The following is a 15,858-nucleotide window of genomic DNA, read 5'->3' as shown; positions in this document are numbered from 1 at the left end:
CTTGCGTGTTAGCATCGCGTCCTCCCTGCACGGGCCAGCGCCGTGTTGCGCCGCCTCCTCCCGTCGACTAGCTTGCGGTTTCAGCATCGGAAATAGAGTTAAACGGAGCAAGATGGTGGAAATACGTACCGACGATTGCTTTGCGCAGGGGCGCTTTGAAGAGCTTGCCTTTGTTCATGCGCCCGTCGGGCTTGTCGTGACCGAGAACCGCTGCATCCGTGATTGCAACAACGCCTTCGCGGCGATGTTCGGCTATGCGCGCGGCGATCTGCGCGACCAGCTTTTCGCCATTCTCTACCCCTCGGATGAAGAGTTCGTAAATATCCGCGACCGCGGCGTGGACCAGCTGCGCAAGACCAATACCTATTGGGACGAGCGTATCATGGCACGGCGCGACGGCAGCCTGTTCTGGTGCCGGGTGCGCGGCCATTCCTTCACTCCCGAACGCCCGCTCGACCGTGCGGTCTGGAGCTTTGCGGACCTTTCTGCCGAACGGCCCTATCTGCCGCTGACCCGGCGCGAGCGCGAGATCCTGAGCCATCTGGCAGAGGGGCTGACCAGCAAGCAAATCGCGCTCAACCTCGATATCTCGCACCGGACAGTAGAGGTCTATCGCGCCAAATTGCTCAAGAAATTCGGGGTCAGCAATACGTCTGGCCTGTTTCATTCGCTGGGCGGGATCGACAGTGACCATGTGGTGTCCAACAGTTCGAAGTGAGCAGTCTCGGCGCTTAGCCCGCGTCATTTCGTTCATCACCCTGTTCGGCGTTTGGTGGGGGCGGGGCCGCGGCAGGCTGCTCTTCACCGTCGGATTTGCCCGATTTCTCAGCGGCTTCGGCCATCGCGTCGGCCCGAGCGTAGAGGCTGCGGATCTCCATCAGATCGGCCTGCGTGGGCGTCTTGCTTTCTGCCTTTGCGTCAGAGGGCTTCGAGGGTGGGGTTTCACTATCTGTCACTGCAAAATCCGCGTTTTGACCATGTATCACACGGCCAATTCCGTGGGGTGAGCACAAGCTACCGGCCTGAAATTGCGCCGCCAATTGGGCAAAGCCCCAGCCGGGTCAGGGTTATCCCCTATAGTCGGGAACAAGCTGCTGAAATTGGGGGAGATATTTTCACGAATTTATGGCGCGGCATCGTATATCCGTATTGCGAGGCAGATTAATCGCTCTTTGTCAGGGTTTCCCCCAATAGACAGGGGGGCGGAAAAAACAGACCTTTCGAGGGAAAGTAGAGGTGCGCATGAGCTTGGTCGCGGCGTTTATATTGATTGCGCTGTGCGGGATCGTCTTGTCCGGCGTGATGATCGCCAAGCAGATCGGCGACGCGATCAACCGCTTCGCCGTGGGGGGCGCGGTTGCGGTCTTGGCGCTTTATGTCGCCGTGGTGTCGGCATCGGCCCCGCGCGGCGGCGCCTATAGCGATCCGATCGCACTGGTCTTTGCGGTGGCGGCGCTTGCGGTGCTGGTGGCGCAGGTCTGGCGCGTGATGCGCAACCGGCGCAAGCTGCAAAACACCGCCAATACCGATGAGACACGGCGCAGATTGCCCGACTTCCTCGACCATTTGCCGGTGCAGGCGGCCTTTCTCACGCCCGATATGACCTATGCTTTTGTCAATGACGCCTATAGCGCGTCCTTCGGCAGGCCAGCGGATGAGATCGTGGGCAAACACCTGTCGCAGATCGTCCCACCGGACCTGCTGGACGAGATTTCGGACAACCTTGAAAAGGCCTTGGCCGGGCGGCAGGTCACATGGCATTTCGATTTCTCGCGCCCCGTGCTGGACCGCACTCAAGGGGCGGCGGTCTATCAGCCGCTGTCCGACCGGGGGCAGGTGGTGGGGGTGCTGGTCATGATCATGGACCGCTCTGCCGTGCAGGACGCGGTGCATGAGGCAGAGGTCAGCGCGGCGAAACATGCGCTTGCGGCAGAGGTGGCGGGGATCGGCTATCTGGAGTGGGATCAGCAGGGCGCGCTGGTCGATGCTTCGCCCGAGGTGGAAGCGCTTTTGGGCCGCGACGCGCAAGACCTGCGCGAGATGTGGCAGCAGGGACAGAGTTTCGTGGAGCCGCGCAGCCGCGCTACGATCCGTAACAACCTGCATATGGTCCATATGGCAGGCAGCCGCCCGCGCGATGTGGTGGAGAACGTCAAGTTTCGCGCCGCCAGCGGACGCCAGATCGAAGCGCGCGCCTGCATTCGCCGTTTGGACCGGGGCCGTCATGTGCATCTGCTGGCCGCGATCCAAGATGTGACGGATCAGCAAAACGTGCTGACCGAACTGGTGGAAAGCGAAACCCGCTTTCGCGACTTCACCGAAAGCGCGACCGATTGGGTCTGGGAAATGGACGCCGAAGGGCGTTTCACCTTTCTATCAGGCGGGGGCCGTCAGACCAATGCGGAGACCCCGATCTTCGATCTGGGCAAGCCCCTTGCCGAAGCCGATGTGGCGCAAGACCAAGGGGATTACGACGTGCTGAAACAACGCTTCGCCGCGCGAGAAGCCTTTCGCGATCTGCGATTGGTCCTGCCCTTGGGCGAGGGGCGGGCGCGGCAGATCGACATGTCGGGCAAACCCTTTTTCGATGCCCAAGCGGAACTGGCAGGCTATCGCGGCACCTGTTTCGACATGACCGAAATCGCCACCGCCGAGACCGAGCGCAAAAGCGCATTGGAGGCTCTGGCGCTGGCTTTCGAGAATATCTCGACCATGGTGGCGCTTTTCGACAGCAGCGACCGGCTGGTCTATTGCAACGAGGAATATCGCGCGACGTATGCCGGGATGGAGGGCGATATCATCGGGAAACATTTCGATGAATTGCTCGCCCATTTTACCCAGACCGGCAAAATGGCAACGACCACCGAAGGCAAGACCCGCTGGAGCGCGCAGCGGCGCGACCGGCGCAACACCCCGGCCAAGTTCTTTCGTGCGCGGACATCGACGGGCCGTTGGTTAGAGGTGACGGATTACCCCGTCGCCGCGGGCGGGCTTTTGACCATCGCCTCCGACATCACCGAAAAGGTCGAGCGCGAAGAGCGGCTGCACCGGCATGAAACGGCGCTGCAACTGCTCAACCGGCGCGAAACTCTGGGCCAGATGACCGCCGCCATTGCCCATGAATTGAACCAGCCTTTAGCCGCTATTCACAATTTTGCCGCAGGCTGCGTGCTGCGTGCCAAGAACGACCAGCTTGAGAGAGAGGATATGATCGCCGTGCTCAACAATATGCAAAGCCAATCTGAACGGGCCAGCGCCATCCTGCGCTCCATGTCGAACTATCTGCATAGCGACGATGCCGACCGCAATGCGGTCCGCTTTGATGAGATCCTCCGCTCGGTGCAACTGCTGATCCAGCCCGAAAGCTCGGCCACCGGGGTCACCGTGGCCATCGACGATCAATGTGGGGAAGTCGCCCTGCATTGCGCGCGGATCGAGATTGAGCAGCTGTTGATCAACCTGATCAAGAACGGCATCGACGCCTGTCGCGAGGCGGAGCGTGAGGATGCCGAAGTGTCGGTCACCGCGCGCTGCGAAGCCGGTGAGATCGTGATCGACGTGGCCGACGCGGGGCGCGGCTTTGCCCCGGACATGCCCGCGCAGACCGCTTTCAGCGCCTTCCGCTCGACCAAGGACAAGGGGCTTGGCGTGGGGCTGGCGATTTGCGAAACGATCGTTCTGTCCCATGGCGGAACGATCGCCGTGACGAAATCCGATGCCGAAGGCGCCTGCCTGACCGTGCGTCTGCCCTTGGAGGTGCAAAAGTAGAATGTCGGAAGAAGGGATCGTTTACGTCGTCGATGATGACGCCGCGGTGCGGGAGTCTCTGGTGTGGTTGCTGGGCTCCGTTGGGCTGCGCGCCATTCCCTTTGCATCGGCGGCGGCGTTCCTCGATAGCTATGAGGACAGCGGTTGCTGCTGCCTTGTGAGCGATGTGCGGATGCCGGGGATGAGCGGTCTGGAGTTGCAAAAGGCGCTGAACGCGCGGGGGATCAAACTGCCGCTGATCCTGATGACGGCCTTCGGCGATGTCTCTACCGCTGTGACGGCGATGAAGGCGGGGGCAGTGGATTTCATCGAAAAACCCTTCAACAACCAAAACATGCTCGACCTGATTAACGCCGCCCTTCAGTCCGATGCGGCCCGGCGCAAGAGCAAGGCGGCAGAGGTCGAAAATGCGCAGCTTCTGGCCCGGCTCACCCCGCAGGAGCATCGGGTGTTCGAGCGTGTGGCGGCAGGGCTGTCGAACCGTGAGATCGGCAGCGAGATGGACATCTCTATCAAGACGGTCGAGGTGCACCGCGCGCGGGTGATGCGCAAGCTTGAGGCGAATTCCGTGGCGGAACTGGTGCGGTTCCATATGCACAATGCACCATCAGGCGAAGGTGATGGCGGCGAGGGGACATAAAAAGCCCCGGCAGTGCAGGACCACCGGGGCAGGCTGCCCAGCCCCCGGCGAGGGCGAAGGGCTGGGGGCTTTCCGGCGGCATGAGGAGCGCCGGGAAGGCGTGGATCACGCCGGCTTGGGTTTCAGCGCGCCCACGGTCACGTCGAGGGTCTGTTCAGACCCTTTGCGCAGCACGACGACCTCTGCCGCGCTCTCGGGCGTGGTGGTGGCCACCGCACGGGTCAGGTCGCGCAGATCGTCCACCTCTGTGTCGCCGAAGGACAGGATGATGTCGCCCTTCTTGAGGCCCGCTTTGGCGGCGGGGCTGTCTTCGGTAATCGCTTCGATCACCGCGCCGCGCGGCTCGTCATAGCCCAACACATTGGCGACCTCGGGGGTCATGGGCCGGATCTGCACGCCCAGCCAGCCACGCTCGACCGACCCGTCATCGGCCAGATCGGCGACGATGGTCTGCACCAGATCCGAGGGCACCGAGAAGCCGATGCCGACCGACCCGCCACCCGGGCTCAGGATCGCGGTGTTCACGCCCACGACCTCGCCGTCGTTGTTGAACAGCGGCCCGCCGGAGTTGCCGCGGTTGATCGCCGCGTCGGTTTGGATAAAGTCATCGAAGGGGCCTGCCTGGATGTCGCGCGACAGGGCCGAGACGATGCCCGAAGTGACGGTGCCGCCAAGGCCGAAGGGGTTGCCCACGGCCACGACCTCATCCCCCACGCGCAGGGTTTTCGAGGTGCCAAAGTCCACTTTGGGCAGGTCCACATCCGCAGAGACTTTCAGCAGCGCGATGTCGGTCATCGCGTCACTGCCCACCACCTCGGCGTCGAACTTGCGGCCATCGGCGAGTTTCACGGTCACTGTCTCGGCACCTGCGACGACGTGGTGGTTGGTCACGATCTGGCCGTCCTCGGAGATGATGAAGCCCGAACCCAGACCCTGACGCGGGGCGGGGGCGGCGCCATCCTGACCGGGCAGCATGTGCTCGAACCGGCGGCGCAGTTCCTCGGGCATGCCAGGGGGCAGCTGTTGCTGGGCCACGGCCTGCTGCTGCTTGCCGGTCACTTCGATGAAGACGACGGCCGGGGAGACGGCCTCGACCAGGTCGGCATAGCCGCCCGGCGGGACCGCAAGCGCGGCCGAGGGGGCCAGCGCCAGCATCGGCGTGGCGGCCATCGCGGCGCTCAGCGCAAGGGCGGCGGCGCGGGGGGCTTTGGAAAGGGTCTTGGTCATTGCATGCTCCTTGCTGTGCATTCGGTCGTTCCGGGAGCCTATCTGGACCTGCGGTTTTACAGTGCCTTGCCGCGCCCTATACAAATTTGTGAGATTGCCGACTGCGGGCTGCAAGGGCGGCGAATTTGGCATAATTCATCGGCAATCCTACATGAGGACACGATGAAACTGCTTGTTGTCGAAGATGATACCACCACCAGCACCTATATCGCGCGTGGCCTGCGCGAGGAGGGGCATGCGGTGGATGTGGTGGCCGATGGCCGCGACGGGTTGGTGCAGGCCACCACCGGGCAATATGACGTGCTGATCCTTGACCGGATGCTGCCCGAATTGGATGGGCTGGCGCTGCTGAAAACCCTGCGCGGGGCGGGCAATACCACGCCGGTGCTGCTGCTGACGGCGATGGGCGCGGTGGAGGACCGGATCGACGGGCTCAATGCCGGGGCGGATGACTATCTGGTCAAACCCTTCGCCTTCGGAGAGCTTTCGGCGCGGGTCAACGCACTGGCCCGCCGCCCGCAGGCGTTGGAGCAGGAGACGGTCCTGCGCGCGGGCGACCTGACCATGGACCTCATCAGCCGCCGGGTGACACGGGCGGGCCAAGAGATCGACCTGCTGCCGCGGGAGTTTGCCCTCTTGGAGCATCTCTTGCGCCGCAAGGGCCGGGTGCAGACCCGCACCATGCTGCTGGAGGCGGTCTGGGACATCTCTTTCGACCCGATGACCAATGTGGTCGAGACCCACATCAGCCGGTTGCGGGCCAAGGTCGACCGGCCCTTTGACAGCGAACTCATCCAGACCGTGCGCGGCGCGGGCTATAGGATCGACGCGTGAGGGCGCGGCTGGCGGGGCTCTGGCGGTCGATGCCGCTGCGTCTGGCGCTTTTGCTGGTGCTTTTGTTCACCATCGTCAGCCTGCTCAGCCTCGCGGCCAGCTATGCGGTCACCCAACGGTCGTTCGAGCAAGCGATCCGCGCCGATCTGGCGCAGGACATGGCGGGCTTTCGTGCCGCCCCCGGCGCCGCCGCCCTCGCACGGCTGGTGGAGGCGGAATCGCGGGAGACCGACCCGAACCGCCTGATCCTCAGCTACATCGGTCCCAACGGGCGCATTTACGGCAACGGGGCCATCGCGCGGGATAACGAGGGCTATCACATCGTCTCGATTGGCGCGGCGCGGGCGGAGTATCGGGGTGTTTACCTGAGCCTGACCGACACGCTCTATGGCGGGCTTTTGACCATCGCGCGCAGCCGGGCCGAGATCACGGCCCTGCGCGAGGTTTTCGTCAATATTCTGCTGGTGAGCCTGCTGCCCACGGTGCTGATCGCGCTGTCGGGCGGGCTGATCCTTGCCCGCCGCTCCAAACGCCATGTGGAGGTGATCCGTGCCACGCTAGACCGGCTGACGACAGGGGATCTGGCCGCAAGGGTCGCGCCGGGGCCGCGCTGGTCGGATGACCTGCTGCGCATCGGTGAGGCGGTGAACCAGATGGCCCGGGCGCAGGAAACCTCCGTCGCGGCGCTGCGGCAGGTCTCTCTTGATATCGCGCATGACCTGAAGACCCCGATTCAGCGTGTCTCGGTTCATCTTGATGATCTGGATCGGGCCGAGGCTGCGGGCGCGGACCGCGCCGAACCGCTTGCCCGTGCCCGGGCCGAGTTGGAGGGCATCGCCGCGATCTTTCAATCGCTTTTGCAGCTGGCGCAGGTGGAGCAGGGCGAGGCCCGCGCGCATTTCGCCTCCGTCGACCTCACCGCGCTTTGCCGCACCATGGTCGAGCTTTACGAACCTGCAGCAGGGGAGCAGGGCAAACGCCTGCTTTGCGATCTGCCCGAACCCCCTGTTCATGTCACCGGTGACCGTGCGCTTTTGGGGCAATTGCTGGCCAATCTGATTGAAAACGCCCTGCGCCATTCCGGGGATGCCGAGGCGGTAGAGGTCGCGCTGAAACAGGCGGCGGGGCAGGTCACGCTCACAGTGGCGGACGGCGGCCCCGGCATTCCGGCAGAGGACCGCGACAAAGTGTTGCAGCGGCTTTACCGGCTGGATCGCAGCCGGGGCACGCCGGGTCATGGGCTGGGTCTGGCGCTGGTCGATGGGGTGGCGAAACTCCATGGGGCAAGGCTGGAGCTTGCCGACAACGCGCCGGGGCTGCGCGTCGTGGTGACGTTCGACAGCTAGAACGCGGGCCAAGCACTGCGGCAATTTAGCCTGTGCCGCTCCCGCCGCCCGGTCCTATATAGGTCAGGAAACAATACGCGGGGGCTTCATATGCTCGACGGTTACACCGCCGAAATCCTAGCGCGGGTGCAGTTTGCATTCACGGTTTCGTTCCACATCATCTTCCCGGCTTTCTCGATCGGGTTGGCGAGCTTTCTGGCCGTGCTCAACGCGCTCTGGCTGTGGAAACGCGAAGAGACCTATCTGAAGCTCTTCAACTATTGGAAGAAAATCTTCGCGGTGGCCTTCGGCATGGGGGTCGTCTCGGGCATCGTCATGTCCTACCAGATCGGCACCAACTGGTCGGTCTTCTCTGACAAGGCGGGGCCGGTGGTCGGGCCGCTGATGGCCTATGAGGTGCTCTCGGCCTTTTTCCTTGAGGCGGGCTTTTTGGGTATCATGCTTTTTGGCCGCAAACGGGTGGGCGACGGGCTGCATATGTTCGCCACAGCGCTGGTCGCGCTTGGCACGCTGGCCTCGGCCACATGGATCCTGTCGGTGAACTCTTGGATGCAGACGCCTGCGGGCTTTGCCATCAATGACGTGGGCCAATTCGTGCCCGAGGATTGGTGGGCGATCGTCTTCAACCCCTCCTTCCCCTACCGTTTGGTGCATATGGTGCTGGCGGCCTATCTCACCACGGCGTTGGTCGTCGGCGGGGTCGGGGGGCTGCACCTGCTGCGCGACCGTGCGGATGCGGCGGCGCGGCGGATGTTCTCCATGGCGATGTGGATGCTCTTGCTGGTCACACCGCTCCAAATCCTTGCAGGCGATATGCACGGGCTGAACACGCTGGAGCATCAGCCCGCCAAGGTCATGGCGATGGAGGGGCATTACGACAGCCACCCCGAGGGCGCGCCGCTGATCCTCTTTGGTATTCCGAACCCCGAGGAAAAGCGCATCGACTACGCGGTAGAAATTCCCAAACTGTCGTCGCTGATCCTCAAGCACGATCTGAACGCGCCGCTCGACGGGCTGGATACGATCCCGGACGCGGATGAGCCGCCGGTGGCCATCGTCTTTTGGTCTTTCCGCATCATGATCGCGCTTGGCTTTGCGATGCTGGGGCTGGGGCTTTGGGCGGCCTTCGCGCGGCTGCGCGGGTGGCTTTACGATGCGCCGATGCTGCACCGTCTGGCGCTGCTGATGGGGCCCACCGGCTTTGTCGCGGTGCTGGCAGGCTGGATCACGACCGAGGTCGGGCGGCAGCCCTTCACCGTCTACGGGCTGTTGCGGACCTCGGAAAGCCTCGCCCCGATTGAGGCGCCGGCGGTCGCGACCTCCCTGATCGCTTTCATTGTGGTGTATTTCTTCGTCTTCGGCGCGGGCACTTGGTATATTCTGGCGATGATGCGCAAGCCGGTTGTCGGTCATGTGCTGGAAGACGAGCGTGACGACGTTCAGGGGGAAGACGCGCAAGACGGGGCGGCGCAGAACGACCCGGCGCGCGGCGAGGGGCCGATCCTTGCTGTCGGCGAAGAGGCGGCGGTCAGAGACAAGACCGCGCATAACAAGGGCGAGGAGAGCTGAGATGTTTGGACTTGAACTTTCGTTCATCTGGGCCGGGATCATCGCCGCAGCGGTGTTGATCTACGTCATCCTCGATGGCTTCGATCTGGGTGTTGGGCTGCTCTTTCCGATGACCAAGGATGAGGGCGAGCGCAATGTGATGATGAACTCGGTTGCGCCGATCTGGGACGGCAATGAGACGTGGCTAGTCTTGGGCGGCGGCGGGCTCTTCGCCGTTTTTCCGCTGGCCTATGCGGTGGTGATGCCCGCGCTTTACATGCCGATCATCCTGATGCTGCTGGGCCTCATCTTCCGCGGCGTTGCCTTCGAGTACCGCTGGCGCACGAAACGCTGGAAACCGCTGTGGGACATGGCGTTCTTCGGCGGCTCGCTGGTGGCTTCCTTCTGTCAGGGCATCGCCTTGGGCGCGCTGGTGCAGGGGATCGAGATCGAAGGCCGCGCCTATGCGGGCGGCTGGTGGGATTGGCTCACGCCCTTCTCGATCCTGACCGGTGTGGCGGTGACCACGGGCTATGCGCTCTTGGGCGCCACATGGCTCAACATGAAGCTTGAAGGCCGCATCCAAGCGCATATGCGCCGCCTTGCATGGCCGTTGGCGGTGGCGACACTGGTCTTCATGGGGCTGGTCAGCCTTTGGACGCCCTTCACCGATGCGGTCTATTTCGAACGCTGGTTCGCGTGGCCCACCGCGCTCTTCAGCGGCATCGTGCCTCTGCTGGTGGCGCTTGCGGCCTTCGGCATGCTGCGCGGGTTGCAACGCCGCGGCGACAAGCAGCCGTTCTTCTGCGCGCTGGCGCTTTTCGTGCTGGGCTTTATCGGCATCGGGATCAGTTTCTACCCCCATATGGTCCCGCCGAGCCTGACCATTGCAGAGGCTGCCGCCCCGGATGAGAGCCTGATGTTCGCGCTGGTCGGCACCTTGGTGCTGCTGCCGCTGATCCTGAGCTACACCGCCTATGCCTATTGGGTGTTCCGCGGCAAGATCGACCCCGAGGAGGGCTATCACTGATGCGCCATTGGCTGAAACGCGCGGGCTGGTTCGTGGCGCTTTGGCTGGCCAGCGTCGCTTTGCTGGCGGTGGTGGCCTATGGCATCCGGCTGGTCATCATGCCCGGCTGACGCAGCGGCGCGGGCCACGGGCCTTGCCAAGCGCGCTGGCTTCTGGCCTCTTCAGGCCAAAGCAGCACGAAAGGACAGCCCGATGCGCGCAATGCAAGTCACCGCCTATGACGAACCGCTTACCCTGCAAGAGCTTGAGATGCCGATGCCGGGGCAGGGCGAGGTGCTGGTTCAGGTCGAGACCTGCGGGCTGAACTTTGGCGATCTGTTGATCATCAAGGGCACCTATCAAGAAAAACCGCCGCTGCCCTTCACGCTGGGGATGGAAATGGCGGGCACGATCACCGCTCTGGGCGCGGGGGTGGATCACCTGAAGGTCGGCCAGCGCGTGGCGGCCTATACCGGCTTTGACGGTCTGGCCGAATATGCCGCCATTCCGGCGGCGGTCTGCGTGCCGATCCCCGAAGAGATGACAGCGGTCGACGCGGCGGCCTTTCTCATTGCCTATGGCACCAGCCATGTGGCGTTGGACTATAAGGCGCGGTTGCAGCCGGGCGAGCGGCTGCTGGTCTTGGGCGCATCGGGCGGCATCGGGCTGACGGCGGTGGAACTGGGCAAGCTGATGGGGGCCGAGGTGATCGCCGTGGCGCGCGGCGAAGATAAGCTCGCCGTTTGTAAAGAGGCGGGCGCCGATCACCTGATTAATTCTGAGACCGACGACATCCGCGCCATCGTCAAGGAATTGGGCGGGGCGGATGTGGTCTATGACCCGGTGGGCGGTGATCAGTTCAAAGCCGCCATGCGCGCCTGCAACCCCGAAGCGCGGCTGATCCCCTTGGGCTTTGCCAGCGGCGAGGTGCCGCAGATTCCGGCCAATATCCTGCTGGTGAAAAACCTCACCGTTTTGGGCTTTTACTGGGGCGGCTATGCCAAGATCAAACCTTCGGTGCTGACCGACAGTTTCGCCGAGCTGATCAAATGGTATGTCGCGGGCAAGCTGAAACCCCATGTCAGCAACGTGATGCCGCTGGAACAGGCGAATGAGGCGCTGGCCCTGCTGCGCGACCGCAAGGCGACCGGCAAGGTGGTGGTCGAGGTGGCGGCTTAAGCCCGCCGCCCGCCCTGCAAACGGGTCACGCGCAGCGCCTTCTGGCGCTCGCGCAGGTAGACGAACAGACCCGAGGCAAGGATCAGCGCGATCCCGACCCAGACCTCCCAGACCGGGAGGTCGCCAAAGATCACGAAACCCCAGAACACCGCCAGCGGCAGGCCGATATATTCGAACGGGGCGACGGTGGCGGCATCCCCCAGCCGGTAGGCTTGGCTGAGGCAATAGCCGATCAGCGCGATGTTCAACCCAATGCCGAGGAAGGTGAGGTAATCCTCACGGGCAGGCCAAATCCACGCGCGCAACAGAAACTGGAGCGAGGCACTGCTGCCCTCATCCACGAACCGCCCATCGCCCGCGATCAGGAAAAACCCCAGCGACACGGCGACAAAGGCGGCTTGGATATAGACCATCAGCGCCGAGGCTTTGGAGTTCACCCCAAGCTTGCGGGTCATCAATTGGTTCAACGCATAGGTCAGCGCCGCCAGCACCGGCAGCAGCAGCACCCAGCGGGAGACTTCGAGCGTCGCTGTGCTGGCCCAAGGGCGCATCATGATCACAACGCCGATGAACCCCACGATCACCGCGCCAAGGCGCAGCGGGCCGACCTTTTCACCCAGAAGCGGGATCGACAGCACCGTGATGAAGAGGGGCGCGGCAAAGAACAGCGCCGTCGCCTCGGCCAGCGGCAGGACCGAGAGCGCCAGAAAGAACGACATGTTCGAGATCACGATGAGCAGCCCGCGCAGCAGATGCAGCCCCGGTTGCCGCGTCTTGAGCAGGTGAAACCCGCCCTCCAGCTTGACCAGCACTAACCCCAGCAGAATCCCGATGGCCGAGCGGGTAAAGACGATCTGATGCAGCGGATAGCCGCCCGACAGACGTTTGATCAGCATGTCATTGACCGAAATCGCGGCGACGCCGAGAAGGATCAGCCCGATCGCCAGTCCGGCGCGGTTATGGGAGTTACTTGTCATGGCAAAGACCTATCAGCCCGGCCCGTAAGGTCCAGCGCTTTGACATTGGTTTGCGCAGAATTACCCGCTAGACTGCTGCGATACGCCAAAGGGAGAGCCAGCCATGCAGATGTCCGACACCCGCCAGATCGCCGCCACCCCCGCTGAGGTTTACGCGGCATTGCTGGACCCGGAGATGCTGCAAACCTGCGTGCCCGGCGCGCAAGAGGTCTCAGGTTCGGTCGAAGAGGGCTATGACGCGACGGTGGTGCAAAAGGTCGGCCCGGTGAAGGCGACGTTCAAGGGCCATGTCACGCTCTCCGATCTGGTGCCGAACGAAGCGCTGACCATCACCGGCGAGGGCAAGGGCGGTGCTGCCGGTTTCGCCAAAGGCGGGGCCGAGGTGCGGCTGGCCGAAAAGGACGGCGGGACCGAGCTGAGTTATGATGTCGAGGCCAAGGTCGGCGGCAAGCTGGCGCAGCTTGGCAGCCGGATCATCGACGGTTTCGCCAAGAAAATGGCGGACCAGTTCTTCGACAACCTGCAATCCTCGCTCGAAGGTCCGGCGGAGGAAGAGGCAGAGCCCGAGACCGCCGAAGAGGATGCCCCGGCCAAAAAGGGCTGGTTCGGCCGCGCCAAGACCTGAAGGCATCTGTTCACCCAAGCCAAAGCCAGTTAGGTTGCCCGCCTTACCAAAGCGGAGACGACCATGCCGACAATCGTGGATATTCAGAACCTGCGTAAATCCTACGCGGGCGGTTTCGAGGCGCTCAAAGGGGTCAACTTGCAGATCGAGAAGGGCGAGATTCTCGCGCTTCTGGGCTCGAACGGGGCGGGGAAGACCACGCTCATTTCGACCATCTGTGGCATAACCACCGCGACCAGCGGCAAGGTGACCGTCGGCGGCCATGACATTCGGGATGATTTCCGCGCGGCCCGTTCGATGATTGGACTGGTCCCGCAGGAGATCAATCTCGAACCCTTTGAGAAGGTCATCAACACCGTGCGCTTCTCGCGCGGGCTGTTTGGCCGTCCGGCGGATGAGGCGGTGTTGGAGAAAATCCTGCGGCAACTCTCGCTCTGGGATAAGAAAGACAGCCAAATCCGCGAGCTTTCGGGCGGGATGAAACGCCGCGTGCTGATCGCCAAGGCACTGGCGCATGACCCCAAGGTGCTGTTTCTGGATGAACCGACCGCAGGCGTCGATGTGGAACTGCGCAAGGACATGTGGGAGATCGTGGCGGGGCTGAAAGCCTCGGGCGTGACAATCATCTTGACCACCCATTACATCGAAGAGGCCGAGGCCATCGCCGACCGGATTGGCGTCATCGCCAAGGGCGAATTGCTGCTGGTCGAAGAGAAACACGGGCTGATGGCGCGGATGGGCAAGAAGCAACTCGAAGTCCAACTGACCGAGCCGATCACCGAAGTGCCGCTGGCGCTGCAATCGCCGGATGTGGAATTGTCCGCCGACGGGCAATCGCTGATCTACACCTATGACACCAATGCCGAGCGGACCGGCATCACCAAACTGCTCTCCAAGGTCGCGGAAAGCGGTCTGGTGCTGCAAGACGTGGCGACACGGCAAAGCAGCTTGGAAGATATCTTTGTCGACCTGCTCAAGGAGGATGCGGCATGAACTGGACCGCGATCAAAGCCATCTACGCTTTTGAAATGGCGCGTTTCTTTCGCACCATCACGCAGAGCATCATCTCCCCGGTACTCTCGACCTCGCTTTACTTCGTGGTCTTTGGCGCCGCAATCGGCAGCCGCATTGATGAGGTCGAGGGCGTGAGCTACGGCGCCTTTATCGTGCCGGGGCTGATCATGCTCAGCGTCATCACGCAGTCGATCTCCAACGCCTCTTTCGGGATTTATTTCCCGAAGTTCATCGGCACGGTTTACGAGTTGCTTTCGGCGCCGATCAACTTCTTCGAGATCGTCATCGGCTATGTCGGCGCGGCGGCGACCAAGGCGCTCTTTATCGGCACGATCATCCTGATCACGGCCTTCTTCTTTGTCGACATCACGATCCAGCACCCCATCGCCATGGTGGCCTTCCTGATCCTGACCTGCATCAGCTTTGCATTGATGGGCTTCATCATCGGCATCTGGGCGGGCAATTTCGAGCAGTTGCAACTGGTGCCGCTGTTGATCGTCACGCCGTTGGTCTTCCTTGGCGGGTCTTTCTACTCGATCTCGATGCTGCCGCCGGTCTGGCAGGTGATCTCGCATTTCAATCCGGTGGTCTACCTGATCTCGGGCTTTCGCTGGGCGTTTTTCGGCGCGGCGGATGTGCCGATCATCACCAGCCTTGCCGCCATCGCGCTGTTTACTGCGCTTTGCCTCGGCGTGATCTGGTGGATTTTCCGCACCGGCTGGCGTCTGCGGGCCTGAGCCTACGAAACTTGGGCGTCCGCCTTGTTTGCGCGGGGTGGGCGTTCTACATGAAGAGCATGAGAATTCGGCTGCCCTTCCTGAAATCCCCGCCCAGCGTTTCCGTAATCCGGCTTTCCGGCATGATCGGCGCGCAGGGCCGCGCGGTGTTGAACGATGCCACCATGGGGCCGGTCATCGAAAAGGCTTTTGCCAAGGGCAAGCCTGCCGCTGTCGCCTTGGAGATCAACTCCCCCGGCGGCAGCCCGGTGCAATCGTCGTTGATCGGCGCGCGCATCCGGCGGCTGTCTGAGGAAAAGAACATTCCCGTCATCGCCTTCGTCGAAGATGTGGCCGCCTCGGGCGGCTATTGGCTGGCGGCGGCAGCAGATGAGATCTACGCGGACCCAAGCTCGGTCGTCGGCTCTATCGGGGTGATCTCGGCCTCCTTCGGAGTGCATGAGTTCATCCGCGAGCATGGGGTCGAGCGGCGCGTTTATACGGCAGGGCAGAGCAAATCGATGCTCGACCCGTTCCGCCCGGAAAATCCTGAGGATGTCGCGCGGCTGAAGGTGCTTCTCGAAGACATCCATGAGAATTTCATCGACCATGTGAAGACCCGCCGCGCGGGCAAGCTGCCCGAGGGGCAAGACCTGTTTACCGGGGAAATCTGGCTGGCGAAACGCGCTGCCGAACTGGGGCTGATCGACGGGATCGGCCATCTGAAACCACTGCTGAAAAAGCGCTTTGGCGACAAGGTCAGGCTGCGCCGCTATGGCGTGAAACGCGGGCTGTTGTCGCGCTTTGGCGTGCAGATGATGCAGGACGCGGTACAGGGCATAGAGGAACGCGCGGCCTTCGCGCGGTTTGGACTCTAGCCCATGGTTTTCAAGATCGTTCTGCTGTTTCTGGTGGCCATGGGCCTATTGGCTTGGTTTGGAAAGATGCATTGGCTGGGGGGCAAACGTCTGTCCC

The 15,858-nt window shown here is 62.8% G+C and carries 16 protein-coding genes; 13 read left to right on the top strand and 3 right to left on the bottom strand.

Annotated elements, in window-relative coordinates:
• Positions 1-112: 112 nt before the first annotated feature.
• A complete protein-coding gene (locus ACGYK4_RS03080) occupies positions 113-718 on the top strand; it encodes a helix-turn-helix transcriptional regulator (protein ID WP_209218332.1) in 606 nt (201 codons plus the stop codon).
• Between the two features lie 13 nt (positions 719-731).
• Here the strand turns inward: ACGYK4_RS03080 and ACGYK4_RS03075 are convergent, their stop codons facing one another.
• The gene (locus tag ACGYK4_RS03075) at positions 732-956 is read right to left on the bottom strand and encodes a hypothetical protein (protein ID WP_394455046.1); all 225 of its coding nucleotides are present in this window, start codon (positions 954-956) and stop codon (positions 732-734) included.
• A 286-nt stretch (positions 957-1,242) separates the two neighbouring features.
• Here ACGYK4_RS03075 and ACGYK4_RS03070 point away from each other — a divergent pair, with 286 nt between their 5' ends.
• The gene (locus tag ACGYK4_RS03070) at positions 1,243-3,768 is read left to right on the top strand and encodes a PAS domain-containing protein (RefSeq protein ID WP_394455045.1); all 2,526 of its coding nucleotides are present in this window, start codon (positions 1,243-1,245) and stop codon (positions 3,766-3,768) included.
• A 1-nt stretch (position 3,769) separates the two neighbouring features.
• The gene (locus ACGYK4_RS03065) at positions 3,770-4,408 is read left to right on the top strand and encodes a response regulator transcription factor (protein ID WP_394411626.1); all 639 of its coding nucleotides are present in this window, start codon (positions 3,770-3,772) and stop codon (positions 4,406-4,408) included.
• Positions 4,409-4,513: 105 nt separating this feature from the next.
• Here ACGYK4_RS03065 and ACGYK4_RS03060 read toward each other — a convergent pair whose 3' ends face one another.
• Positions 4,514-5,635, bottom strand: coding sequence for a Do family serine endopeptidase (locus tag ACGYK4_RS03060; RefSeq protein ID WP_394455044.1), 1,122 nt, complete (start codon positions 5,633-5,635; stop codon positions 4,514-4,516).
• A 162-nt stretch (positions 5,636-5,797) separates the two neighbouring features.
• On the opposite strand from ACGYK4_RS03060, the gene ACGYK4_RS03055 reads away from it, so the two are divergent.
• The 6 genes from ACGYK4_RS03055 (at position 5,798) to ACGYK4_RS03030 (ending at position 11,551) form a co-directional block, all read left to right on the top strand.
• On the top strand, positions 5,798-6,469 hold the full coding sequence (locus ACGYK4_RS03055) for a response regulator (RefSeq protein WP_394432367.1): 672 nt from the start codon (positions 5,798-5,800) through the stop codon (positions 6,467-6,469).
• Positions 6,466-7,815 carry an ATP-binding protein gene (locus tag ACGYK4_RS03050; RefSeq protein ID WP_394455042.1) on the top strand — a complete coding sequence of 450 codons (1,350 nt, stop codon included), beginning with the start codon at positions 6,466-6,468 and terminating at the stop codon, positions 7,813-7,815. Before ACGYK4_RS03055 ends, ACGYK4_RS03050 begins: the two co-directional genes overlap by 4 nt.
• A gap of 90 nt (positions 7,816-7,905) precedes the next feature.
• On the top strand, positions 7,906-9,384 hold the full coding sequence (locus tag ACGYK4_RS03045) for a cytochrome ubiquinol oxidase subunit I (protein ID WP_394455040.1): 1,479 nt from the start codon (positions 7,906-7,908) through the stop codon (positions 9,382-9,384).
• A 1-nt stretch (position 9,385) separates the two neighbouring features.
• Positions 9,386-10,393, top strand: coding sequence for a cytochrome d ubiquinol oxidase subunit II (gene cydB / locus ACGYK4_RS03040; RefSeq protein WP_209218325.1), 1,008 nt, complete (start codon positions 9,386-9,388; stop codon positions 10,391-10,393).
• The gene (locus tag ACGYK4_RS03035) at positions 10,393-10,503 is read left to right on the top strand and encodes a DUF2474 family protein (RefSeq protein WP_136720396.1); all 111 of its coding nucleotides are present in this window, start codon (positions 10,393-10,395) and stop codon (positions 10,501-10,503) included. The genes cydB and ACGYK4_RS03035 overlap by 1 nt, the downstream gene beginning before the upstream one ends.
• A gap of 82 nt (positions 10,504-10,585) precedes the next feature.
• Positions 10,586-11,551 (top strand): NADPH:quinone oxidoreductase family protein, encoded by a 966-nt coding sequence (locus ACGYK4_RS03030; protein ID WP_394455038.1) that lies wholly within the window; start codon positions 10,586-10,588, stop codon positions 11,549-11,551.
• On the opposite strand, the gene ACGYK4_RS03025 is transcribed toward ACGYK4_RS03030, so the two are convergent.
• Positions 11,548-12,528, bottom strand: a complete 981-nt coding sequence (locus ACGYK4_RS03025; protein WP_394442742.1) for a DMT family transporter — start codon at positions 12,526-12,528, stop codon at positions 11,548-11,550. The genes ACGYK4_RS03030 and ACGYK4_RS03025 overlap by 4 nt on opposite strands.
• Before the next feature lie 103 nt (positions 12,529-12,631).
• Here ACGYK4_RS03025 and ACGYK4_RS03020 point away from each other — a divergent pair, with 103 nt between their 5' ends.
• From ACGYK4_RS03020 to ACGYK4_RS03005, 4 genes are all read left to right on the top strand, one after another.
• The gene (locus ACGYK4_RS03020) at positions 12,632-13,153 is read left to right on the top strand and encodes a CoxG family protein (RefSeq protein ID WP_394455037.1); all 522 of its coding nucleotides are present in this window, start codon (positions 12,632-12,634) and stop codon (positions 13,151-13,153) included.
• Between the two features lie 63 nt (positions 13,154-13,216).
• Positions 13,217-14,146 (top strand): ABC transporter ATP-binding protein, encoded by a 930-nt coding sequence (locus ACGYK4_RS03015; RefSeq protein WP_394455035.1) that lies wholly within the window; start codon positions 13,217-13,219, stop codon positions 14,144-14,146.
• Entirely contained in the window at positions 14,143-14,904 is a 762-nt protein-coding gene (locus ACGYK4_RS03010) for an ABC transporter permease (RefSeq protein WP_067265544.1), read from the top strand. Before ACGYK4_RS03015 ends, ACGYK4_RS03010 begins: the two co-directional genes overlap by 4 nt.
• 59 nt (positions 14,905-14,963) lie before the next feature.
• Positions 14,964-15,761: a S49 family peptidase gene (locus tag ACGYK4_RS03005; protein ID WP_394455112.1), complete on the top strand. Its 798-nt coding sequence runs from the start codon at positions 14,964-14,966 to the stop codon at positions 15,759-15,761.
• The last annotated feature ends 97 nt before the right edge of the window (positions 15,762-15,858 follow it).

This window comes from Sulfitobacter sp. 1A13368 (assembly GCF_043557275.1).
In the GTDB taxonomy this organism is placed as follows: domain Bacteria; phylum Pseudomonadota; class Alphaproteobacteria; order Rhodobacterales; family Rhodobacteraceae; genus Sulfitobacter; species Sulfitobacter faviae.
Note: the sequence above shows the minus strand (reverse complement) of the source record. Positions and strands in the feature narration are given on the sequence as shown.

Bases quoted from the DNA above. Each gene is read 5' to 3' on its own strand.
- ACGYK4_RS03010 (WP_067265544.1), top strand. From the start codon at position 14,143: ATGAACTGGACCGCGATCAAAGCCATCTACGCTTTTGAAATGGCGCGT.
- ACGYK4_RS03045 (WP_394455040.1), top strand. From the start codon at position 7,906: ATGCTCGACGGTTACACCGCCGAAATCCTAGCGCGGGTGCAGTTTGCA.
- ACGYK4_RS03025 (WP_394442742.1), bottom strand. From the start codon at position 12,528: ATGACAAGTAACTCCCATAACCGCGCCGGACTGGCGATCGGGCTGATC.
- ACGYK4_RS03055 (WP_394432367.1), top strand. From the start codon at position 5,798: ATGAAACTGCTTGTTGTCGAAGATGATACCACCACCAGCACCTATATC.
- ACGYK4_RS03060 (WP_394455044.1), bottom strand. From the start codon at position 5,635: ATGACCAAGACCCTTTCCAAAGCCCCCCGCGCCGCCGCCCTTGCGCTG.
- cydB (WP_209218325.1), top strand. From the start codon at position 9,386: ATGTTTGGACTTGAACTTTCGTTCATCTGGGCCGGGATCATCGCCGCA.
- ACGYK4_RS03005 (WP_394455112.1), top strand. From the start codon at position 14,964: ATGAGAATTCGGCTGCCCTTCCTGAAATCCCCGCCCAGCGTTTCCGTA.
- ACGYK4_RS03080 (WP_209218332.1), top strand. From the start codon at position 113: ATGGTGGAAATACGTACCGACGATTGCTTTGCGCAGGGGCGCTTTGAA.
- ACGYK4_RS03015 (WP_394455035.1), top strand. From the start codon at position 13,217: ATGCCGACAATCGTGGATATTCAGAACCTGCGTAAATCCTACGCGGGC.
- ACGYK4_RS03065 (WP_394411626.1), top strand. From the start codon at position 3,770: ATGTCGGAAGAAGGGATCGTTTACGTCGTCGATGATGACGCCGCGGTG.
- ACGYK4_RS03030 (WP_394455038.1), top strand. From the start codon at position 10,586: ATGCGCGCAATGCAAGTCACCGCCTATGACGAACCGCTTACCCTGCAA.
- ACGYK4_RS03020 (WP_394455037.1), top strand. From the start codon at position 12,632: ATGCAGATGTCCGACACCCGCCAGATCGCCGCCACCCCCGCTGAGGTT.
- ACGYK4_RS03035 (WP_136720396.1), top strand. From the start codon at position 10,393: ATGCGCCATTGGCTGAAACGCGCGGGCTGGTTCGTGGCGCTTTGGCTG.
- ACGYK4_RS03070 (WP_394455045.1), top strand. From the start codon at position 1,243: ATGAGCTTGGTCGCGGCGTTTATATTGATTGCGCTGTGCGGGATCGTC.